Origin of the sequence: Morganella morganii, assembly GCF_019242955.1 — a bacterium.
Taxonomy (GTDB): Bacteria; Pseudomonadota; Gammaproteobacteria; order Enterobacterales; family Enterobacteriaceae; genus Morganella; species Morganella sibonii.
This window is the reverse complement of the sequence record NZ_CP066129.1, coordinates 680,475-702,410: the sequence shown is the minus strand read 5'-3', so window position 1 is coordinate 702,410 and position 21,936 is coordinate 680,475. Positions and strand designations below refer to the sequence as shown.

Below are 21,936 nucleotides of genomic sequence, written 5' to 3'. Positions count from 1 at the left end.
TTTTTTGCTTTCCTGGTCTCAGGACGTTTTTTTGGCAACAACACCGTGTCAAAGGTAGCGTATGAATAAGGCACAAAAACAGGTTTTCGTGATCGCGGGCACCAGCAGCGGTTGCGGAAAAACCACGATCACCCTCGGGATCATGCGGGCACTGAGTGCACGCGGACTGCGGGTCCAGCCCTGCAAAGTCGGTCCGGATTACCTCGACAGCAGCTGGCATACCGCCGTCACCGGCGTGCCTTCCCGTAACCTGGATGCCTTTATGCTGCCGGAGTCTGTTCTGACCCCGCAATTCCGCCATTATATGCAGGACAAAGACGCCGGTGTGATTGAAGGCGTGATGGGACTGTATGACGGCTTCGGCACCGACCCGCACTATTGCAGCACTGCTGCGATGGCAAAACAGCTGGACTGCCCGGTCATTATGCTGGTCGACGGCAAAGCGGTTTCCACTTCTATTGCTGCCACGGTGATGGGATTTCAGCATTTTGATCCGTCACTGAATATCGCCGGGGTACTGATTAACCGCGTTAACAGTGACAGCCATTTTCAGCTCCTGAAACACGCCATTGAACACTACTGCCATGTGCCGGTAATCGGTTACGTGCCGGTAATGAACGATATTGAACTTCCTTCCCGTCATCTGGGACTGATCCCGCCGCAGGAGCAGGCACAACAAACAGAGCGCTGGCAGCGTCTGGCCGATCAGATAGAAAAAACCGTTGATGTGGATAAGCTGCTTTCCCTGACACACTGGCAGGCACCGGCAGAGAGTACGCCGCTGCCGCTGGCTACTCCGGATGCCGGACGCGGGCTGACTGTCGCGGTGGCGGATGATGCCGCCTTTAACTTCTATTATCCCGATAATCTCGATTTACTGCGTCAGAGCGGCGCGGAGATTGTCACATTCAGCCCGCTGAATGACAGCGTCCTGCCTGATCCCTGCCATATGATTTACATCGGCGGCGGTTATCCGGAAGTCTATGCTGAAAAACTTTCATCTAACACCGCCATGCGGAAAGCGCTGCTGGCGGCACATCAGCGCGGTATTCCTGTTTATGCGGAGTGCGGCGGACTGATGTACCTCGGTGAAACACTGACAGACAGCAGCGGCAATACCTTCCCGATGACCGGTATCATCGCCGGGCACAGCACCATGGGTAACCGCCTGAAACGCTTTGGTTACTGCGAAGGCACTGCCCTGACAGACACCACACTGGTCCGTACCGGTGAACGCCTGCGCGGCCATGAGTTCCATTATTCTGATTTTGTCGCTGATCTGCCGCCTGCTTTTGAATTTGTCAAAGAGCGCGACGGCGAAATCCTCAAACGCTGGCACGGCGGTTATCAGGCCGGTAATACCTTTGCCGGGTATCTGCATGTGCATTTTGCCCAGCGCCCGGGGTTATTGGATCACTGGTTTGCTCTGGCACGGAGTGTGTTATGACACTACTCAGCTGGCTGATCGCATTCCTGCTCGACTGGCGCCTCGGTGATCCGGAGCACTGGCCGCACCCGATCCGCTGGATTGGTAATGCCATCCGTAAAACCGAAAGTGTGATCCGCCGCCGCTGTCAGAGTGGCGCGGCACTGCGCCGGGGCGGAGCCGTCTTGTGGATAGTGATCGCCGGCGGCACCTGGGCGGTGAGTTACGGTGTGCTGGCGCTGGCGTTTTATCTGGAAACCAGTCTCGGCTGGCTCGTGACTGTCTGGATGACATATACCGCACTTGCCACCCGCTGTCTTCAGGATGCGGCAATGCGGGTGTATGACGCACTGAAAGCGGATGACCTTGCAGAGAGCCGTGAAAAATTATCATGGATAGTCGGGCGCGATACGCGGGAACTGACACCACCGCAGATCACCCGCGCAGTGACCGAAACCGTGGCGGAAAATACCACCGACGGTGTCATCGCCCCGCTGTTCTTCTTATTACTGGGCGGCGCTCCGCTGGCGATGGCCTATAAGGCCGTAAATACCCTGGATTCCATGGTCGGCTATAAAAATGAAAAGTACGGCGATATCGGCATGTTTTCCGCCCGTGCGGATGATGTCGCCAACTATATCCCGGCGCGTCTGAGCTGGCTTTTATTCACTTTCGCCGCCTTTGTTCTGAAATACCGTTACCGGGACGCTTACCGCACCGGGTTACGTGATCACGCGAATCACCGCAGTCCGAACAGCGGCTGGTCCGAAGCGACGGTCGCCGGGGCGCTGGGTGTGCGCCTGGGCGGGCCGAATACCTATTTCGGGCAGTTGGTCGATAAGCCGTGGATCGGCGATGACACCCGTGACATCAATGCAGACGATATTCTCAAAACCATCCGGCTGATGTGGGTTGCCTCTTCAGCCGCACTGGCGTTATTTGCCGTCATTCATCTTCTGGCACAGTGGATTTTGTAAGGGAAAATTATGAGTTACATACAACAGCCGCAGGAAATCGAAAAAAAACAGTTTTCTGATCATTGATGACATTATCCGCGAAACACGGCCGGAATACCGTTTTGTCAGTGATGACCATGCGGCGATTATTAAACGCGCTATCCATACCACTGCCGATTTTGACTGGCTGGATATTCTGCATTTTTCTGATGGTGTGATTGAAACCCTCCGTGACGGCATTATGCGCGGCTGCACCATTTATACCGATACCACGATGGCACTGTCCGGGATTAACAAAACCCGTCTGGCGAAATACGGCTCAGAGTGCCGCTGCTACGTCAGCGATCCGCGTGTGGTCGCCGCCGCCAAAGAGCAGCAGATGACCCGTTCCATGGCAGCAGTGGATATCGCCATGCAGGAACCGGGTGAGAAAATTTTTGTTTTCGGGAATGCGCCGACAGCCCTGTTCCGCGTGCTGGAACATACTGAAAAACCGGTTGCTGTTGTCGGTGTGCCGGTCGGTTTTGTCGGTGCGGCAGAATCCAAAGATGCCCTGGCGGAGAGTTCTCTGCCGTGTATCGCCGCACTCGGCCGCAAAGGCGGCAGTAACGTGGCCGCCGCAATTATCAACGCCATCCTCTACCGGATGCCGGAGGCGTAATCATGACGCAGGAAAATACCACAGCACCTGACGATAACGGCACCGGCGTCGTCTGGCACAAAGGCAAGGCACTGAGAAAAGGGTATACCACCGGCTCCTGTGCCACTGCCGCCGCCAAAGTGGCGGCGCTGATGGTGTTGCGTCAGGAAGTGATTCAGCAGGTTTCGATTGTCACACCGTCCGGCGTGACGCTGAACCTGAATGTGGAAGATCCGCTGATTTGCGGACAATCCGCCACTGCCGCTATCCGCAAAGATGGCGGCGACGATATTGATGCCACACACGGCATGCTGATTTTCGCCCGTGTTGCGCTCAATGACAGCGGTGTGATCACCCTTGACGGCGGCGAAGGTGTCGGCCGGGTGACCAAAGTCGGTGTCGGACTGCCAATCGGTGATGCCGCCATCAACAAAACCCCGCGTCAGACCATTGAAGCGGCGGTGCGTGAAGCTATCGGCCCGAACCGGGGCGCGGATGTCACCATCTTCGCACCGGAAGGGGAAGAGCGGGCGAAAAAAACCTATAACGGCCGCCTCGGTATTCTCGGCGGTATTTCTGTTATCGGCACCAGCGGTATTGTCACGCCGATGTCAGAAGAGAGCTGGAAACGCTCCCTGTCCATTGAGCTGGAAATGAAACGTGCGCAGGGCATGACCCGCGTTTTTCTGGTGCCGGGTAACCACGGCGAACGATTTGTCAGCGAACAGCTCGGGCTGGACGGCGCCTATGTCGTCACCATGAGTAACTTTGTCGGTTATATGTTGCAGGAGGCCACGCGGCTGAAGTTTGAGCAGGTGGTGATCCTCGGGCATTTCGGCAAGCTGGTCAAAATTGCCGCAGGGATTTTCCACACCCACAGCCATATTGCGGATGCGCGGATGGAAACCCTGATTGCCAATCTCGCGCTGATTGGCGCCCCGCTCTCGTTATTACAGGAAGTGGACGGCTGCACCACCACCGAAGCCGCAATTGAACTGATCAATGCGCAGGGCTGGCAGGCGGTCTACCCGCGGATCGCAGAAAAAATCTGTGACCGGATTAATCAGATGCTGCGTTTCTCCGATGAGCCGCCGCACTGCGATGCCATTCTGTTCTCGTTTGATAATCAGGTGCTGGGGACCAACCGTCCGCTGAGCGCCATAACGGAGGGATTCCGATGATTTATGTGACAGGCGTGGGCCCCGGCTCAGAAGCGTATCTGACCCGGCGGGCAGCGGATGTGATTTCCGGTGCAGACATTTTAATCGGCGGTCAGCGCCATCTGGATGAATTTGCCGGGCTGACAACAGAAACCCGTGTCATCGATGCGGATATCAGCGGCCTGATGAGCTGGATAGCAGAGCGTCTTGATCGCCGCATTGTCATCCTGGCCTCCGGTGACCCGATGTTTTTCGGCATCGGCAAGCGTATCAGCGAAACCTTTGCACCGGAACAGGTGCAGATAGTACCGGGTATCAGCTCGGTACAATACCTGTGTTCCCGTGCCGGAATGGATATGAATGATATTTATCTCACCAGCAGCCACAACCGCAGCCCCGATTTTGACTGGCTGCTGGCGCATGAGCGTATCGGCATGGTGACCGACAGTAAGATCGGCCCGAAAGAAATCGCCGCCGAAATCCTGCTGCGCGGTCAGACCCGGCGGATGATTATCGGGGAAAATCTTTCCGGCCGGAATGAGCGGATCACCATTCTCAATGCAGAAGAGGTCACCGGTGATTACAACATGAATGTGGTGTTAATTGATAAGCGGGGCAGCGTGGCCTGATGAAAGACGAACTGTTTTTACGCGGGCAGCAGATCCCGATGACCAAAGAGCCGGTGAGAGCGCTTGCTCTGTCACGGCTGGATTTACAGGGTGCGCAGCGCCTGATTGATGTGGGTGCGGGCACCGGCAGTGTTTCAATTGAAGCGGCACTCAGCCATCCGGCGCTTGAAATTATTGCTATCGAGAAAAAACCGGAAGCCATCGCGCTTATCAAAGAGAACTGCCATCACTTCCGCTGCCCGCAAATCCGCGTGATTGACGCATATGCACCGGTGGAACTGGCTGAAAAAGCAGATGCCGTATTTGTCGGCGGCACCGGCGGCAATCTCACGGAGATTATCGACTGGTCTCTTGATCATCTGCACAGTGACGGCACCCTGGTGATGACCTTTATCCTGCTGGATAACCTGACACAAGCCATCGCACACCTGAAACAGTGTGCGGTGAGCGAACTGGACTGCTGTGAATTACAGGCCGGAAATATGACCGCGCTGGGACACAGTTATTATTTTAAACCGAATAATCCTACCTATCTTATTTCCTGCCGTAAGGAGGCGCGTTGTGGCTGAACAGTTTGACCGTCAGAAAGTCTGGTTTGTCGGAGCCGGTCCGGGGGATATCAGTCTTATCACCCTGAAAGGCTACCGTATTTTACAACAGGCTGACATCGTCATTTATGCCGGTTCGCTTATCAATACTGATCTGCTGGACTATTGCAAAGACGGCGTCGAAAGCTACGACAGCGCCGCGATGACCCTCGACGACATCATCACTGTGATGGTTGACGGTGTGAAAAGCCACAAACTGGTGGTACGCCTGCAAACCGGCGATCTCTCCCTTTACGGCTCTATCCGCGAACAGGGTGAAGTGCTGTCAGAACACAATATCGGCTTCAGCGCGATCCCGGGCGTCAGTTCATTCCTCGGTGCCGCTGCGGAACTGGGTGTGGAATACACCGTACCGGAAGTGTCGCAGAGCCTGATTATTACCCGTATCGAAGGGCGCACACCGATGCCGCCGAAAGAGAGTCTGCGCAGCTTTGCCGCTCACCAGACCTCAATGGCGATTTTCCTGTCAGTTCAGGATATCAAAGGCGTGGTGGAACAACTGACCGAAGGCGGTTATCCGGAAACCACCCCGGTTGCTGTGGTGTATAAGGCAACCTGGCCGGATTGTCAGGTGCTGCGCAGCACACTGGCGGAGATCACCGTTGCCGTACGTGAAGCGAAAATCCGCAAAACCGCACTGATCCTGGTCGGACCGTTCCTCGGCGACGAGTATCACTATTCAAAACTGTATGACGCAGGCTTCAGCCATGAGTACCGCAAAGCCTCGCGGTAAGCGCATTGCGCTGTTTTGCCTGACACCGGGCGGTAAAGCACTGGCGGAAAAGATCCGCCCGTTGCTCCCGGTCACCTGTTACACCAGCGAAAAACTGGTGTCGGAGGGCTTTGAGCCGTTCCGTGACAGCTTTGCCGCGACCTTACAACAGGCATTTGCAGAGAATGACGCTCTGATTGTCATCGGCGCGACCGGTATTACCGTCCGGGTACTGGCACCGGTGATTCAGGACAAAATGAGTGACCCGGCCGTGATCGTGATGGATGAGAAAGGACAGCATGTGATCAGTCTGCTCTCCGGCCATCTCGGCGGTGCCAATGAACTGGCCGCCTGGCTGGCGGGCAGAATCGGCGGACAGGCGGTGATCACCACCGCCACGGACGTAAATCAGGTCACCAGTTTTGATTTGCTGGCGCGGGATATGGATGCCACTTTCTCCGATTTCCGCAACACCGTCAAAACCCTGAACCAGATGATGGTCAGCGGAGAGCGCATCGGTATCTGGTGGCATCCGGATATGGCGGCGGAGCAGGACAAATACGCGTTACCGGGGCTTATCCCGGTGACTGATTTACGTTCCCTGCCGGAACTGGATGCGCTGGTGTATGTCAGTTACCGCCGCGAAGAAATTATGCTGCCGGTGCCGGTTTACAAGCTGATACCGCGACGGATTATTGCCGGTATGGGCTGCCGCAGAGATACCAATGCAGACGAGGTTCAGCAGCTGTTTGCTGAACAACTGGCTGAGAACAACCTGCTGCCGGAAGCCGTCCGTGCTATCGGCAGTATTACCCTGAAAGCACAGGAGCCCGCCCTGCTGGCGCTGGCTGCCCGTTATCAGGTGCCGTTTACCGTATTCAGTGCTGAGGAGCTGGCCCCTGTGGCGGCACAGTTCCCGGAATCGGAATTTGTTAAAAAAACCACGGGTGTCGGGAGTGTATCCCGGCCGGTCGCCTGGCTGATGAGCAAAGGCTGTCTGATAGGGCAAACCTGTAAGACCCGGGGGATCACCATTACGTTAGGAGCAGAAACAGTATGTTAACCGTTATAGGCATTGGCCCCGGCAGTGAAGCCATGATGACCGAAGAAGCCGTCACCGCACTGAAAGAAGCGGAAGTGGTCGTCGGGTATAAAACCTATACCCATCTGGTGAAACCTCTGGTGGGCGACAAAGAAGTGATCAAAACCGGCATGCGCAAAGAGGTCGAACGCTGCCATCTGGCCATTGAGCTTGCACAGGAAGGAAAAAACGTCGCGATGGTGTGCAGCGGTGACGCCGGGATTTACGGCATGGCCGGGCTTATCCTCGAAATCGTCACCAAAGAGAAACTCGATATTCAGGTGCGTGTGGTGCCGGGCATTACCGCCAGTATCGCCGCCGCCTCACTGCTGGGTGCCCCGCTGATGCACGACTTCTGCCACATCAGCCTGAGCGACCTGCTCACGCCGTGGGAGGTGATTGAGAAACGCATCAAAGCGGCCGCCGAAGCCGATTTTGTTATCTGTTTCTATAACCCGCGCAGCCTGGGCCGCGAAGGTCATCTGGCCCGTGCCTTTGAACTGATGGCTCCGTTCAAAGCTGCCACCACCCCGATCGGCGTGGTGAAAGCCGCTGCCCGTAAGAAAGAAGAGAAATGGATCACGACCTTCGGTGAGATGGAATTTGACCGCGTGGATATGACCAGTTTGGTGATTGTCGGCAACCAGTCTACGTATATCAGTAATGATCTGATGATCACACCACGGGGATACAAACTGTGAATGACGGCGGGCTGCTGATTTTCGGCGGGACGAGTGATGCCCGCCTGCTTTGTGAGCGTCTGGATGCTCAGGGGGTCCGCTACCGGCTCTCTGTCGCCACCGCCGCAGGCCGTCAGCAGGCAGCCGGATTACAGGGTGAGATCCGGGAAGGCCGCATGGATGCACAGGAGATGGCAGATTACTGCCGCTGTCACGGAGTCCGCCTGCTGGCGGATCTCTCGCATCCTTATGCGGCAATACTCAGCGACACTATTTTGCAGGTGCAGCGCGAACTGGGTATTCCGCTGGTGCGCTATAACCGCCCGAGTGATATTGATACAGTTGATAACCCGCTGATTTATAAAACGGAATCGATTGACAGCGCCTGTGAGATTGCCATGACACTCGGTCAGCGGGTTCTGCTGACCACCGGCAGCAAACAACTGGCAGATTATCTTGCCCGCCTGCCGGGAAAAACCGTGCTGGCACGGGTACTGCCGACACAGGATGTGCTGGCGCAGTGTGAATCTTACGGGATGACCATCGATCAGATTTTTGCCCTCAAAGGGCCGTTTTCAGCGGAATTTAATGAAGCGTTTTACCGTTACTGCGGCGCGGATGTGGTGATCACCAAAGAATCCGGCACACAGGGCGGATTCAGTGAAAAAGTAGCCCCTTGTCTGGCGCTGGGTATTCCCTGCATTGTCGTGGTCCGCCCGCAGACCCGGGTATCCGGCGATGTGACTGAATTGCAGGATCTTTATGGGGTAGAGCAGTATCTGATATCCCGTTTTTCTGTCTGTTGATTTACTGAGGTTATGAGATGAAAAAAGCGTTATTAGTGATTAGTTTCGGCACCAGTTACGCGGAAACCCGTGAAAAAAATATCGAAAGCTGTGAAAAGCAGCTCGCGGCAGCGTTCCCCGGCCGTGATTTTTTCCGCGCCTTCACCTCCGGCATGATTATCCGCAGGTTAAAAGAGCGCGATAACCTGCATATCAGTAACCCGGAAGAGGCATTACGCCATCTGCATGAGCAGGGTTATGAGGATGTGGCTATCCAGTCACTGCATGTGATTAACGGGGATGAGTACGAAAAGATCGTCAGCCAGGTCGAAAAATACCGTCCGTTCTTCCGCTATCTGCGCGTGGGCAAACCGCTGCTGAGCAGTTTTGAGGATTATTCCCTCCTGATTGATGCCCTGCACTCCCAGATGCCGGAACTGAAAGAAGATGAGCGCGTGGTCTTTATGGGTCACGGTGCTACTCACCATGCCTTCTCTGCCTATGCCTGCCTGGATCATATGATGACCGGCAGCGGCTTCCCGGCCCGCGTCGGCGCGGTGGAAAGCTATCCGGAAATCGACCTGATTATTAAAGGCCTGAAAGCAGAAAATGTCCGCAAAGTGCATCTGATGCCGCTGATGCTGGTCGCAGGTGATCACGCGATTAACGATATGGCCTCCGATGAGGAAGACTCCTGGAAAACACAGCTGGAACAGGCCGGAATTGAGGCAACCGCGTGGTTACAGGGTATGGGTGAGAACAATATGATCCGTCAGATGTTTGTCGAACACCTGGCGCAGACAATGGATAACGGGGAGTAATATCCGCACATGAGTCAGCAAACAGAAAAACCACAGGGCAGACTTTATGCCATCGGCACCGGTCCCGGTGCCAGTGACCTTATCACGGTGCGCGGCGCACGGATTATCGGTGAGCTGGATATCCTGTATGCACCGGCCGGTAAAAAAGATGCCCCGAGCCTGGCACATACCATTGTCGCCCCGTATATCACCGGTAAAACCACGGTGAAAACCTATCACTTCCTGATGAAAGCCTCGCAGGAAGCGAAAGAAGCAGTCTGGGATGAAGTCGCGCAAGCGATTCAGGACGATGTGGCTGACGGTAAAAAAGTCGGCTTTATCACCCTGGGTGATTCCATGCTGTTCAGTACCTGGGTTTCCCTGCTTGAGCGTATCGGCAATCAGCCATGGCTGGAAGTGATTCCGGGCGTGACCTCTTTTGCCGCTATCGCATCACGGGCAATTGTCCCGCTGGCAATGGAAAACCAGAGCCTTGCCGTCATGTCGTGCACCGCATCTCCGGAAGAGCTGGAGCATGCGATTACGCATCATGAATGCATTGTGTTAATGAAAGTCTATGGTCGTTTACAACAGGTACGCGATCTGCTCCGCCGCCATGATTTGTTTGATCATGCCATCCTGATGGCCGATGCCACACTGGAAAGTGAACAGTGCTGGCGGCGCCTGGATGAGATCGACGACGAACAGACACTGCCTTATTTCTCAACGGTATTAATTAATAAAACCCGGAAATAATTCGGTGAGGTTGTTATGCAACAGAAACTCACAAAGTTCTCGTTAACCGGTGCCGCCGTCACAATTCTGCTGATGATTGCACCCCAGGAAGCCTTTGCCATGCATATCATGGAGGGCTTTTTACCGCCGATGTGGGCGATTGCCTGGTGGCTGATATTCCTGCCGTTCCTCGGTGCGGGGAGTGTCCGCCTTAAAGCGATTGTTCAGGAAGATGCCAACCAGAAAGTCCTGCTGGCGCTGTGCGGTGCCTTTATCTTTGTCCTTTCCGCGCTGAAAATCCCGTCAGTGACCGGCAGCTGCTCTCACCCTACCGGGGTGGCACTGGCGGTGATCCTGTTCGGGCCATCCGTGGTGGCCGTGCTCGGCTCCATCGTGCTGCTGTTCCAGGCATTATTGCTGGCACACGGCGGACTGACCACCCTCGGTGCCAACGGCATGTCGATGGCGGTGATCGGACCGATCGTCGGTTATCTGGTCTGGCGTTTCACCACTAAACTGGGCTGGCGTAAGGATATCTGCGTCTTCCTTGTCGCGGTGATAGCGGATTTAACCACCTATTTTGTCACCTCGGTGCAGCTCGGGGTTGCTTTCCCGGATCCGCAGATGGGGATGGGTGCGGCAATTCTGAAGTTCATGGGTATCTTCTGTCTGACCCAGGTGCCGATTGCCATTGCGGAAGGATTGCTGACGGTACTGGTTTATGATCAGCTGGTGAAACGTAACCTGGTGGGTAACGAGGTGCGGGCATGAAAAAGACACTGATTTTACTGTTTCTGACTGTTGCGATTTTTATCATCCCGTTCTTTATTGACCACGGCGGTGAATACGGCGGTTCAGATGATCAGGCAGAACAGCAGATCCTGGCTATCGCGCCGGATTATGAACCCTGGTTTGAATCTCTGTATGAACCGGCCAGCGGTGAAATCGAGAGCCTGCTGTTTACGCTCCAGGGCTGTCTCGGCACGGCTGTGATTTTCTATGTGCTCGGTTATTACCGCAGCGGCCGGAAAAATGCAAAGTCTTGATGCCCTGAGTTATCAAAGCCGCTGGCGCCAGCGCGATCCGGTAGCGAAATTCGCTTTCTGGGTTGTGATGATGGTTCTGGCCATGAGCCTGCCGCCGGCAGGCCAGGCGGCTTTGCTGTTGTGTATTGCGGCGTTTACCTGCTGGTTACTGCGGGTATCGCCGCTCCGCTATCTGAAATGGCTGCTGATCCCGTTCAGTTTTCTGGCTGTGGGTCTGGTGGCCATTATTATCTCCTTTTCCCGCACACCGGACACGATGTTGTGGGGCGTACAGATTGGTCAGTACTGGGCCGGTCTTGATCCCGCCGGTCTGGCAACCGCCAATCAGACTTTCTGGCGCAGCATGGCAGCCCTCGCCGCCACGTTCTGGTTTATGCTCAATATGCCGTTTGAGCAACTGATCAAACTGATGAAACGCGGCCGTCTGCCGCTGGTGCTGATCGAACAGATCCTGCTGACCTGGCGCTTTATCTTTATTTTTCTGGAAGAGGCCGCCGTTATTTATCACGCACAATCCCTGCGCTTCGGCTACCGCAATCTGCGCACCGGTTACCGCTCACTGGCGATGCTGGTCACCATGCTGTTTTCCCGCGTGATGATGCGCTATCAGCAAATGTCCGTCGCACTGAATGTGAAGCTCTATCAGGGAGATTTCCACCTGTGAATAATCATCCGCAATTAGCCGTCAGCGGTCTCACCTTCCGCTATCAGGACGATAATATCCTGAAAAACCTGACCATGGATTTCGGCACGTCTCAGGTCACCGGTATTATCGGTGCCAACGGCTGCGGAAAATCCACACTGTTTATGAACCTGTCCGGTATTCTGAAGCCACAGGGCGGTCAGGTACTCTGGCGCGGTAATCCGCTGAAATACGATAAAAAATCACTGCTGGAACTGCGTCAGCATGTGGTGACTGTCTTTCAGGACCCGGATATGCAGATTTTCTACACCGATGTCGACAGTGATATCGCGTTTGCCCTGCGCAATCTCGGGGTGGAAGAAGAGGAGATCAAACGCCGCACCGATGAGGCACTGCGGCTGGTCGATGCCCTCGCCTTCCGCGATAAACCGGTACAGCACCTGAGCTTCGGGCAGAAAAAGCGCGTGGCTATCGCCGGGGCACTGGTAATGCAGTCAGACTATCTGCTGCTCGATGAACCCACTGCCGGACTGGATCCGGCCGGCCGGCAGCAGATGATCGATCTGCTGGCCCGCATTGCCGCTGCCGGTAAACACATTGTGATTTCCAGCCATGACATTGACCTGATTTATCAGGTCTGTGATGGTATTTACGTGATGTCGCACGGCGAAGTATGCGGCCACGGTGCACCGGAATCCGTTTTCCTGCAAAAAGAGATGATCACCGCCGCCGGGCTGGAACAGCCGTGGCTGGTCAAACTTCACTGCGAAACCGGATTGCCGCTGTGCAAAACTGAACAGGCGCTGTTTGCACAATTGCAGCAGCAGACAACCCCCGCCGCCGGAACACACGAGGTAATGGCATGACATTTTCACTGATGATCCAGGGTACTGCTTCCGATGTCGGAAAAAGTGTATTAGTCGCCGGGTTCTGCCGGATTTTCTCTCAGGACGGGCATCGCTGTGCGCCGTTCAAATCACAGAATATGGCGCTGAACTCGGGGATCACCCGTGACGGCAAAGAGATGGGCCGCGCGCAGATCTTTCAGGCGGAGGCCGCCGGTATTGAACCGGATGTGCGCATGAACCCGGTTCTGCTCAAACCGACCTCTGACCGCAAATCTCAGGTCATCCTGATGGGAAAAGTCGCGCAGAATATGGATGCGGCGGAATATCACCTTTATAAACCGCAGCTGAAAACCATGATCCGCGATGTTTACAATGACCTGGCTTCTGAGCACGACATCATTGTGCTGGAAGGAGCAGGCAGCCCGGCGGAGATCAATCTGCGCGACGGCGACATTGTGAATATGGGTATGGCGGAGATGATCGATGCACCGGTGATCCTGGTGGCGGATATCGATCGCGGTGGAGTGTTCGCCTCCATTTACGGCACACTCGCTCTGCTGACCGATGACGAACGCGCGCGGGTGATCGGCGTGATCATCAATAAATTCCGCGGTGACGTTGCCCTGCTGATGCCGGGTATTAAACAAATCGAAGATCTGACTCACGTTCCGGTACTCGGCGTGCTGCCGTGGCTGGATGTGGATCTGGAAGATGAGGACGGCGTCGCGTTACAGGTCGGTAAATATGACGGCAAAACCGAAGAAGTGCTGGATATTGTGGTGGTTCAGCTGCCGCACATTGCCAATTTCACCGATTTCAATGCCCTTGCCGCCCAGCCGGATGTCCGTCTGCGTTATGAATCCGATCCGCTGCTGGTCGGTGAGCCGGATCTGCTGATTATCCCCGGCAGCAAAAATACCCTCGGTGACCTGCTGTGGCTGCGCCAGAAAGGAATGGATAAAGCTATCCTCACCCGCCATGCAGAGGGCACACCGGTTGCAGGGATCTGCGGCGGCTATCAGATCCTCGGCAAACATATTTATGATGATGTCGAATCCGGGCTATCTGATCTGCCGGGCCTGGGACTGCTCGATATCACCACCCGTTTCTCCCCGGAAAAAAACACCACCCAAACCGCCGGCACCGTGTGCGGCGCACTGCCGGGGATCTGGTCTGCCTGTCAGGGTGAACCGATCAGCGGCTATGAGATCCACATGGGTGTGTCCGAAACCGGCCCGGATGCCATTCCGTTCGCACAAATGCACGAAAAAAACCGCGAACCGTGCAACCATGCTGACGGCGCGGTCAGCCCGGACGGCAGTGTGATGGGCTCTTATCTGCACGGTATTTTCGACCGGAATAATTTTACCCGTCCGCTGCTCAATCAGCTGCGGAACAAGAAAGGGCTGGAACCGCTGCCTGAAAGCACATTTGACTACGCATTGCACAAAGAGCAGCAGTTTAATATTCTGGCGCAACAGATGAGAGAACACCTCAATATTGATGAAATCTGCCGTCTGATGTATGCGCACAAGGAGAAAACAGCATGATTTTGATTACCGGCGGCGCCCGCAGCGGTAAAAGCAGTTTTGCCGAGGAACTGGTGGATAACCGCTGTCACAGTGCACTCTATATCGCCACCTCCGTAATAACGGATGATGAAATGGCCGCCCGCGTGGCACGCCATAAAGCCGATCGCCCGCAGCACTGGCGTACGTGGGAGGGTTTTAAAAACATTGCTCATGCGATCCGCTATGAACGCAAACCCGGCGAAGGGGTGATGCTGGAATGCATCACCACGCTGATTGCTAATCTGCTGTATGACGCATCAGGCGGTGCGGACCCGGACACGCTGGATTATGCCAAACTGGAGATCGGCATCAACAGCGAAATCGACCATATTATTGACGCCTGCAAAGAGAGCGAATGTCCGGTGTATATCGTCACCAACGAACTGGGAATGAGCATCACACCGGAAAACCGGCTGGCACGCCATTTTGTCGATATCGCCGGACGTATTAACCAAAAACTCGCCCGTCAGGCTGAACAGGTCTGGCTGGTGGTTTCCGGGATCGGAGTTCAGATCAAATGAATCTGAAATATCTGTGGGCCACGCTTCAGTTTATCACCCGTATTCCGGTGCCGCAGCGCTGGAGTGAAGGCACTGAATTTCAGCAGTACGGGCGCGGCGTGCCGTTTTTCCCGGTCGTCGGGCTGATTGCCGGGGTGATTGCAGCACTGCTGACCGTGTGGATAGCAGGAGCGGCACACAGTCCGCTGATTGCCTCACTGGGCTATGTGCTGGCGCTGATCCTGATCACCGGCGGTTTTCACCTCGACGGCCTGGCGGATACCTGTGACGGTATTTTTTCCGCCCGCAAACGTGAAAGAATGCTGGAGATCATGCGCGACAGCCGCATCGGTACGCATGGCTGCCTGGCACTGATTTTTGCCCTGATGGCAAAATCTGCGGCTGCGTATGAACTCCTCGCCTCCTCTTCCCTTTCGCTGACTGCCGCTGCCGGATTACTGATTTGCGCCCCGGTCGCAGGCCGCACCTGTATGTCGCTGGTGATGTACAACCAGCGCTATGCCCGTGAGGGGGAAGGCATGGGTAATATTTATATCGGCCGTATCAGTCTGCGTCAGTTTGTCATCACTCTCGCCACCGGCGCGGTGATTGTCACTGTTGCGGGCGGGATGAAAGCCCTCGGTGCCCTGATTGTCACCGCCTTTATCATTTACGGGCTGGGGCGTTATTTCCGCCACCACCTCGGCGGGCAGACCGGGGATACCCTCGGTGCTGCTGAAGAGTGCGGGGAAATCATCTTTCTGCTCGCACTGTTCTGGATGTAGACGGGATGAGCATCAGCCGCTTTATCCTGGTCCGCCACGGGGAAACCGCAGGAAACAAAGACGGTCTGTTCTACGGCAGCACCGATTTACCGCTGACGGAACACGGTCACCATCAGGCGGCAACCGTGGCCTCTTATCTGCGGAATATTCAGATAGATACTATACTGATCAGTGAATTACAGCGGACAAGACAGACAGCAGAATACATCCGCCCGCCGGAAAATCATCACTATCACTGCGATCCGCGCCTCAATGAGATGCACTTCGGAGAGTGGGAAATGCAGCATTACCGTGAGATTGCCGCCCGTTTCCCGGCTGACTGGGACACCTGGATGAAGGACTGGCAGCATGCCGCACCCACCGGCGGAGAGCCGTTTCCGCAGTTTGCGGCCAGGGTTCAGGCGGCAGCGGACGAACTGCGCCGGGAAGCATCAGAAACCCCGGCAACCCGCCTGATTGTCGCCCACAAAGGCGTGCTCGGGCTGATTATTACCCGCTGGTTCGGCCTGCCCGCAGAGGCCATGTGGCAGTTTCCCTGTGAACAGGACAGTTACAGTGTGGCGGAATGCCGCGACGGATTTATGACATTAGCTGTATTTAACGGGCGATCCTGTTTTACGCCTGTTGTTTAATTATAAAAACAGAATGTGAGCATAAGAAAAATGACAACACTGAAAGACCTGATCCGGGCGATCCCATCCCCGGATCACGCAGCCATGCAGGCGGCAGAGCAGCATATCAACGGACTGGCAAAACCGCCGCGCAGTCTCGGACGGCTTGAGGAGCTCGCGATTCGTCTTGCCGGTATGCCGGGGATTGAACATCCGGATAATCTGCAGAAAGAAATTATTGTGATGTGCGCGGATCACGGCGTATTTGCAGAAGGCGTTGCCGTCACCCCGCAGGAAGTCACCGCGATCCAGGCGCGTAACATTCAGAAACAGCTGACCGGCGTCTGTGCCGTTGCCCGCAGTAACGGAACCAGCGTACTGCCGGTGGATATCGGCATTGACTGTGACCCTATCGATAACATGATTTCCCTGAAACTGGCACGCGGCTGCGGCAATATCGCCAAAGGCCCGGCAATGTCTTACGCCGATGCGGAACATCTGCTGGTCGCCAGCGCGGAGCTGGTAAAACAACGGGTTGCCGCCGGGATCCGCGTTGTCGGCACCGGTGAGCTGGGCATTGCCAATACCACACCGGCCTCTGCCATGATCAGTGTCCTGTGCGGGCTTGATCCGCACGATACGGTCGGGATTGGCGCCAATCTGCCGCTGGATCGTGTTTCACACAAAGAAGCGGTGGTCCGGCAGGCCATCGCGGTAAACAATCCTGACCCGGCAGATGCCATTGATGTGCTCGCCAAAGTCGGCGGATATGATCTGACGGGGATGACCGGTGTCATTCTGGGTGCCGCTGCCTGCGGTATTCCTGTTGTGCTCGACGGCTTTTTATCTTACGCCTGCGCAATCGCAGCCTGCCGTCTGGCGCCTGCGGTCCGGGACTATCTGATCCCGTCCCACTTTTCTGCCGAGAAAGGCGCGGGTATCGCGCTTGAGCAGCTCGGTATCAAACCTTTCTTATATTTGGATCTCCGGCTGGGTGAAGGCAGCGGCGCGGCATTAGCCATGTCCGTCATTGATGCCGCATGCAGCATGTATTGTCATATGGGGCATCAGGCCGGCAGCGGTTTCACCCTGCCGCCATCCCCCATCCGGTAAAATGGATTATATTTTTAGGGAGTAAAACGCTATGCGAAAGAAGATCCCGAAAACGGATTTACTGATCACCTTTGAAGCTGTTGCACAGTATGAAAGCTACACCAGAGCAGCGGAAGAATTATCACTGACTCAGAGTGCGGTTTTCCGCCAGATTGCCGCGCTGGAAGAATTTCTGAATGTGTCGCTGTTTCATCACGTCCGCAAACGTATTTTCCTCAGTGATGCCGGCAAACATTATCTCGGACTGGTGCATGACACCCTGGATAAACTGGAAAAAGACACCCAGGATATTATGTCCTGGCAGTCATCACAGCAACTGTTTGAACTGGCGGTGACACCAACCTTCAGCACACACTGGCTGATCCCGAACTTACAGAGTTTTCGTGAAAAACATCCGGAAATTGCATTAAGTATCAGTGCATTAACCACACCGGCCGATTTTACCAGCCTGAAATACGATGCCGCGATCATGCGTGAGGATTTCTGCAATCCGTGGCCGGATTTTGAATATCTGTTTGAAGAAGAGCTGGTACCGGTGTGCAGCCGCATGCTGTGGCGGGATGACACAATCAAACTCACCACCGGTCAGCTGCTGGAAGAATTCACCCTGCTGCATCAGACCACCCGTCTCGACGCCTGGAGTGACTGGTTCCAGCTCTCGGGCATTCACAACCCGAAAACCCGGGTCGGCCCGCGCTTTGATCTGCTTTCAATGCTGATCTCTGCTATCCGTTCGAATCTCGGTGTGGCGCTGCTGCCGCGCTTTGCTATCCAGAAAGATCTGGAAAACGGCGATTTGGTGATCCCGTGCGACCTGCCGATGAGCACCGGCAACCGCTTTGTTCTCACCTATAAAGAGGACAAAAAAGGATCACTCAACCTGCGGAAGTTCAGTGACTGGATCCATGAAAAATCACGGGAAAAAGAACTGATTTTGTCTTAATAAATATGCCCTCTGCTGATACAGAGGGCATACTTTCTGTTACCGGCCAGTACTGCACCGTACTAATTACTTTTTATCTTCTGCAATCCGCTTACGGATATTTTCTGCGCGCTCTGTGGTCGGCGGGTGAGAATCAAACATACTGTTCTGCCCTTTGTCCATTTTCGAGAGCTTTTCAAACCCGGTTGCCAGACCTTCAGTGGAAATACCGCGTTTTTTCAGCAGATCATAAGAATAATTATCCGCTTCTGTTTCCTGAAGCTGAGAGAACTGGGCATTAACCAGTTTTACACCCATATCAGCAAACTGAGAATTGCTCAGCTGGGACGCGATCCCCCCCTGCTGAACCTGCTGCGGTTTTTGCCGCCACAGCCGCATAAGCAACCTGCATGGCTTTCTTCGTATGACCGAGACCGACATGCCCTAATTCATGTCCCAGAACACCTTCGATTTCATTATCATTCATGATATCCATCAGGCCGCTGTAGACACGGACACAGCCGTTCGCCATCGCCCAGGCATTCGGTTCATTGGTCATATAGACTTTGTAGTTCACTTTGGTTCCGTTTACATCAGAACCTAATGATTTGGCGATTTTTTCCATGCGGACCGCATATTTTCCGGATGCCGGTGCAACCTGATTTTGCGCATCCATCTCTTTGCAGGCGCCATCAGACAGCTTTATCATATCCGCATCAGACAGGGTTGCTGCCTGAAATAACTGGCCGCCGGACTGTGCCAGACTGTCATAATTCATATTCTGGCAACCGGCCAGAACAACAGCAGATACCGCAAGAGCAGAGATTGTCTTCAATTTCATTATATTAGTTTCCGTTTTTTTACAGGGTATTTCTCCGATTTGTAAAAATAGCAATTCCGGTTTATCCGGCACCAGCGGTCTATTCTGAAAAACGGGTATAACACCGCCGTACCGGCAAAAAAAATCGCCCCGTATAAACGGAGCGATTATTTATAACAGTATGTATTAATAAAACTGTATTGATGAAACTGATTACCAGTCGATACCTTTTTGTGCCTGAATACCGCTGTCAAACGCGTGCTTGACCGGACGCAGTTCACTGACGGTGTCTGCCAGATCGGTGATATCGCGGTGACATCCCCGGCCGGTAATAATCACGCTCTGATTTTCAGGGCGGTTTTTCAGATAACTGATAATCTCATCCAGGTCGATATAACCATAGCGCACCATGTAAGTCAGCTCATCCAGTACCACGAGATCATAGGACGGGTCCTGTAACATCGCTTTGCCGTACTGCCACACTTCCTGTGCCGCTTTGGTATCACCCTCTTTATCCTGTGTGTTCCAGGTAAAACCGGTGGCCATAATATGGAACTCAACCCCCAGTTTTTCCAGCACATTGCGTTCACCGCATTCCCACTGGCCCTTGATAAACTGCACCACGCCCACTTTCATACCGTGCCCGGCGGCGCGGGTCGCAGTACCAAAGGCCGCTGTGGATTTCCCTTTCCCGTTACCGGTGAAGACCATCAGGACTCCGCCGGTCTTCTGAGCCGCGGCAACGCGCCCGTCGACATGCTCTTTCAGTTTCTGTTGCCGTTGTTGATAACGTTCGTCGCTCATGCAAACTCCTCAGGGAAAGTGTTGGATCAGGCAGGCTGGCCTGCCACGCATTTCTCACATTTTTTCGTCTGAACCTGTTCGAAGAAGTTATTCCCTTTGTCATCCACCAGGATAAAGGCCGGGAGCCCTTCAACTTCCATTTTCCAGACCGCTTCCATACCCAGTTCAGGGTATTCCAGAATCGCCAGACTCTTCACATATTCCTGTGCCAGAATCGCCGCTGAACCGCCGATGCTGCCCAGATAGAAGCCGCCGTGTGCTTTACAGGAATCGGTCACCGCCTGACTGCGGTTGCCTTTCGCCAGCATCAGCATACTGCCGCCCTGCGACTGGAACAAGTCCACATACGGGTCCATCCGGTTACCGGTGGTCGGGCCGAGAGAGCCGGAGACCAGTTCTTCCGGTTTTTTCGCCGGACCTGCATAGTACACCATATGATCTTTAAAATACTGCGGTAATCCCTGTCCGCTGTCCAGACGCTCTTTCAGTTTCATGTGCGCGATATCACGGGCAATGATAAGCGGACCACTGAGAGAGACGCGGGTGGAGACCGGATATTTGCTCAGCTCTTTCAGAATTTCAGCCATCGGCCGGTTCAGGTCGATGCTGACCATGTCGCTTTCATTCTCTTTGCGCATGGATTCCGGAATGTAACTTGCCGGATTGTATTCCAGTTTTTCCAGCCAGATCCCGTCTTTGGTGATCTTCCCTTTAATATTACGGTCAGACGAACAGGACAGAGCCAGACCAATCGGGCAGGAACCACCGTGACGCGGCAGACGGATCACACGGATATCATGGGCGAAATATTTACCGCCGAACTGTGCACCAAAGCCGAATTCCCGGGTCGCTTCCAGCAGTTCCTGCTCAAGCTCACGGTCACGGAAAGCGCGGCCCAGCTCATTACCGGTATCCGGCAGATTGTCATAATATTTGGTGGAGGCCAGTTTCACCGTTTTCAGGTTCATTTCCGGTGAAGTACCGCCGATACAGAACGCAATATGGTACGGCGGGCAGGCCGTGGTGCCGAGATACTTCATTTTGTCGATCAGGAATGCTTTCAGACGATCATGTTCCAGAATCGCTTTTGTTTCCTGATACAGCGCGGTTTTGTTGGCAGAACCGCCGCCTTTGTTGATAAACAGGAAGTGATATTCTGCGCCTTCAGTCGCCAGAATATCAATCTGTGCCGGTAAGTTGGTGCCGGTATTCACTTCCGTGTACATATCCAGTGCCGCGTTCTGTGAATAACGCAGGTTTTCGCGCTGAAATGTGTTGTAAATACCACGGGATAAGCATTCCGCATCATTGGCGCCGGTCCACACCTGCTGACCTTTTTTCGCCACGATAGTCGCGGTGCCGGTATCCTGACAGTTCGGCAGAACACCTTTGGCTGAGATTTCCGCATTGCGCAGCAGTTGCAGCGCGACATATTTGTCGTTTTCGCTGGCCTCAGGATCGCTTAAAATCTGTGCGACCTGCTTCTGATGTGCCGGACGGAGGAAATAGGAGGCATCATGCACGGCCTGCTGGGCAATCAGTGTCAGCGCTTCAGGTTCAACCTTAAGCATCTCACGGCCCTCAAATGTCGCCGTGGAAACGTGCTCCCTGCTCAGCAGATAATAGTCCGTTTTATCTTCCGATAACGGGAATGGCTCCTGATACTCAAAAGTTTTATTTGTCATTATATTCACTCGTATTAAATCAGAAAAATGAAGAACGTATTGACGCACAATTTAAAAATAAATTTACCTGCCACGATTATGGTGGCTTATTACACACGAAAACAAATGATTAAAATGAAGAAGTTGGTGAATTTCATGAAGGAACAGACACGTATCACACCATTTTAATATCATTATTAAATTCATTTAAAAACAATGATGTAAACTGTAAATTAACGATTTCAAAATGAGAAAATAACATATTACTGTTACATTTGATGATTGAATTAAATTTATAAAATAAAAAACCAAAATTTATTTTAATAAAAATGAGATCTTAATACGGAAATACAGAACAATGAAAATGTAAAAGTGTTAAGCGGGTCATGAGATGCAG

23 protein-coding genes and 2 pseudogenes are annotated in these 21,936 nt (G+C 54.0%); 22 read left to right on the top strand and 3 right to left on the bottom strand.

Features of this window, described 5'->3' with window-relative positions:
- Nucleotides 1–61 precede the first annotated feature (61 nt).
- The 22 genes and pseudogenes from JC793_RS03145 to JC793_RS03040 all read left to right on the top strand — a co-directional run bounded on the left by JC793_RS03145 (nt 62) and on the right by JC793_RS03040 (nt 18,272).
- A complete protein-coding gene (locus tag JC793_RS03145) occupies nt 62–1,447 on the top strand; it encodes a cobyrinic acid a,c-diamide synthase CobB (RefSeq protein ID WP_218427459.1) in 1,386 nt (461 codons plus the stop codon).
- Nucleotides 1,444–2,403 carry an adenosylcobinamide-phosphate synthase CbiB gene (gene cbiB, locus JC793_RS03140; protein ID WP_166707034.1) on the top strand — a complete coding sequence of 320 codons (960 nt, stop codon included), beginning with the start codon at nt 1,444–1,446 and terminating at the stop codon, nt 2,401–2,403. Before JC793_RS03145 ends, cbiB begins: the two co-directional genes overlap by 4 nt.
- Before the next feature lie 9 nt (nt 2,404–2,412).
- Nucleotides 2,413–3,043, top strand: a pseudogene (locus JC793_RS03135) (cobalt-precorrin-8 methylmutase).
- 2 nt (nt 3,044–3,045) lie between these two features.
- Nucleotides 3,046–4,203, top strand: coding sequence for a cobalt-precorrin-5B (C(1))-methyltransferase CbiD (gene cbiD / locus JC793_RS03130; RefSeq protein ID WP_046892002.1), 1,158 nt, complete (start codon nt 3,046–3,048; stop codon nt 4,201–4,203).
- Complete coding sequence (locus JC793_RS03125; protein WP_052926969.1) at nt 4,200–4,811, top strand: cobalt-precorrin-7 (C(5))-methyltransferase; 612 nt, start codon at nt 4,200–4,202, stop codon at nt 4,809–4,811. The genes cbiD and JC793_RS03125 overlap by 4 nt, the downstream gene beginning before the upstream one ends.
- Nucleotides 4,811–5,380 carry a decarboxylating cobalt-precorrin-6B (C(15))-methyltransferase gene (locus tag JC793_RS03120; protein WP_052926970.1) on the top strand — a complete coding sequence of 190 codons (570 nt, stop codon included), beginning with the start codon at nt 4,811–4,813 and terminating at the stop codon, nt 5,378–5,380. Before JC793_RS03125 ends, JC793_RS03120 begins: the two co-directional genes overlap by 1 nt.
- The gene (locus JC793_RS03115) at nt 5,373–6,152 is read left to right on the top strand and encodes a cobalt-precorrin-4 methyltransferase (protein WP_036408525.1); all 780 of its coding nucleotides are present in this window, start codon (nt 5,373–5,375) and stop codon (nt 6,150–6,152) included. Before JC793_RS03120 ends, JC793_RS03115 begins: the two co-directional genes overlap by 8 nt.
- Nucleotides 6,127–7,194: a cobalt-precorrin 5A hydrolase gene (locus tag JC793_RS03110; RefSeq protein ID WP_166707031.1), complete on the top strand. Its 1,068-nt coding sequence runs from the start codon at nt 6,127–6,129 to the stop codon at nt 7,192–7,194. The genes JC793_RS03115 and JC793_RS03110 overlap by 26 nt, the downstream gene beginning before the upstream one ends.
- The gene (locus JC793_RS03105) at nt 7,188–7,913 is read left to right on the top strand and encodes a precorrin-3B C(17)-methyltransferase (RefSeq protein ID WP_046891998.1); all 726 of its coding nucleotides are present in this window, start codon (nt 7,188–7,190) and stop codon (nt 7,911–7,913) included. The genes JC793_RS03110 and JC793_RS03105 overlap by 7 nt, the downstream gene beginning before the upstream one ends.
- The gene (locus JC793_RS03100) at nt 7,910–8,698 is read left to right on the top strand and encodes a cobalt-precorrin-6A reductase (protein WP_218427457.1); all 789 of its coding nucleotides are present in this window, start codon (nt 7,910–7,912) and stop codon (nt 8,696–8,698) included. The genes JC793_RS03105 and JC793_RS03100 overlap by 4 nt, the downstream gene beginning before the upstream one ends.
- Before the next feature lie 17 nt (nt 8,699–8,715).
- Entirely contained in the window at nt 8,716–9,498 is a 783-nt protein-coding gene (gene cbiK, locus JC793_RS03095; RefSeq protein WP_107679488.1) for a sirohydrochlorin cobaltochelatase, read from the top strand.
- A gap of 9 nt (nt 9,499–9,507) precedes the next feature.
- Entirely contained in the window at nt 9,508–10,233 is a 726-nt protein-coding gene (locus JC793_RS03090; RefSeq protein WP_046891995.1) for a cobalt-factor II C(20)-methyltransferase, read from the top strand.
- 15 nt (nt 10,234–10,248) lie between these two features.
- Nucleotides 10,249–10,983: an energy-coupling factor ABC transporter permease gene (locus JC793_RS03085; RefSeq protein WP_218427456.1), complete on the top strand. Its 735-nt coding sequence runs from the start codon at nt 10,249–10,251 to the stop codon at nt 10,981–10,983.
- Entirely contained in the window at nt 10,980–11,258 is a 279-nt protein-coding gene (locus JC793_RS03080) for an energy-coupling factor ABC transporter substrate-binding protein (protein ID WP_046891993.1), read from the top strand. The genes JC793_RS03085 and JC793_RS03080 overlap by 4 nt, the downstream gene beginning before the upstream one ends.
- Nucleotides 11,245–11,922 carry an energy-coupling factor ABC transporter transmembrane protein gene (locus tag JC793_RS03075; protein ID WP_107679489.1) on the top strand — a complete coding sequence of 226 codons (678 nt, stop codon included), beginning with the start codon at nt 11,245–11,247 and terminating at the stop codon, nt 11,920–11,922. The genes JC793_RS03080 and JC793_RS03075 overlap by 14 nt, the downstream gene beginning before the upstream one ends.
- Complete coding sequence (locus JC793_RS03070; RefSeq protein ID WP_218427454.1) at nt 11,919–12,767, top strand: ATP-binding cassette domain-containing protein; 849 nt, start codon at nt 11,919–11,921, stop codon at nt 12,765–12,767. The genes JC793_RS03075 and JC793_RS03070 overlap by 4 nt, the downstream gene beginning before the upstream one ends.
- A complete protein-coding gene (locus JC793_RS03065) occupies nt 12,764–14,299 on the top strand; it encodes a cobyric acid synthase (RefSeq protein ID WP_166707028.1) in 1,536 nt (511 codons plus the stop codon). Before JC793_RS03070 ends, JC793_RS03065 begins: the two co-directional genes overlap by 4 nt.
- Nucleotides 14,296–14,841 (top strand): bifunctional adenosylcobinamide kinase/adenosylcobinamide-phosphate guanylyltransferase, encoded by a 546-nt coding sequence (cobU, locus tag JC793_RS03060; RefSeq protein ID WP_045139127.1) that lies wholly within the window; start codon nt 14,296–14,298, stop codon nt 14,839–14,841. The genes JC793_RS03065 and cobU overlap by 4 nt, the downstream gene beginning before the upstream one ends.
- Complete coding sequence (gene cobS / locus JC793_RS03055; protein WP_218427452.1) at nt 14,838–15,605, top strand: adenosylcobinamide-GDP ribazoletransferase; 768 nt, start codon at nt 14,838–14,840, stop codon at nt 15,603–15,605. Before cobU ends, cobS begins: the two co-directional genes overlap by 4 nt.
- Nucleotides 15,606–15,610: 5 nt before the next feature.
- Complete coding sequence (cobC, locus tag JC793_RS03050; protein ID WP_218427451.1) at nt 15,611–16,237, top strand: alpha-ribazole phosphatase; 627 nt, start codon at nt 15,611–15,613, stop codon at nt 16,235–16,237.
- Nucleotides 16,238–16,267: 30 nt separating this feature from the next.
- Entirely contained in the window at nt 16,268–17,329 is a 1,062-nt protein-coding gene (gene cobT, locus JC793_RS03045) for a nicotinate-nucleotide--dimethylbenzimidazole phosphoribosyltransferase (RefSeq protein ID WP_046891987.1), read from the top strand.
- A 31-nt stretch (nt 17,330–17,360) separates the two neighbouring features.
- On the top strand, nt 17,361–18,272 hold the full coding sequence (locus tag JC793_RS03040; protein WP_046891986.1) for a LysR substrate-binding domain-containing protein: 912 nt from the start codon (nt 17,361–17,363) through the stop codon (nt 18,270–18,272).
- Between the two features lie 66 nt (nt 18,273–18,338).
- On the opposite strand, the pseudogene loiP reads toward JC793_RS03040, so the two are convergent.
- From loiP to JC793_RS03025, 3 genes and pseudogenes are all read right to left on the bottom strand, one after another.
- Nucleotides 18,339–19,092, bottom strand: a pseudogene (gene loiP, locus JC793_RS03035) (metalloprotease LoiP).
- Between the two features lie 192 nt (nt 19,093–19,284).
- Nucleotides 19,285–19,875 (bottom strand): cob(I)yrinic acid a,c-diamide adenosyltransferase, encoded by a 591-nt coding sequence (cobO, locus tag JC793_RS03030; RefSeq protein WP_046891984.1) that lies wholly within the window; start codon nt 19,873–19,875, stop codon nt 19,285–19,287.
- A 26-nt stretch (nt 19,876–19,901) separates the two neighbouring features.
- On the bottom strand, nt 19,902–21,560 hold the full coding sequence (locus JC793_RS03025; protein ID WP_166707023.1) for a fumarate hydratase: 1,659 nt from the start codon (nt 21,558–21,560) through the stop codon (nt 19,902–19,904).
- Between the last annotated feature and the right edge of the window lie 376 nt (nt 21,561–21,936).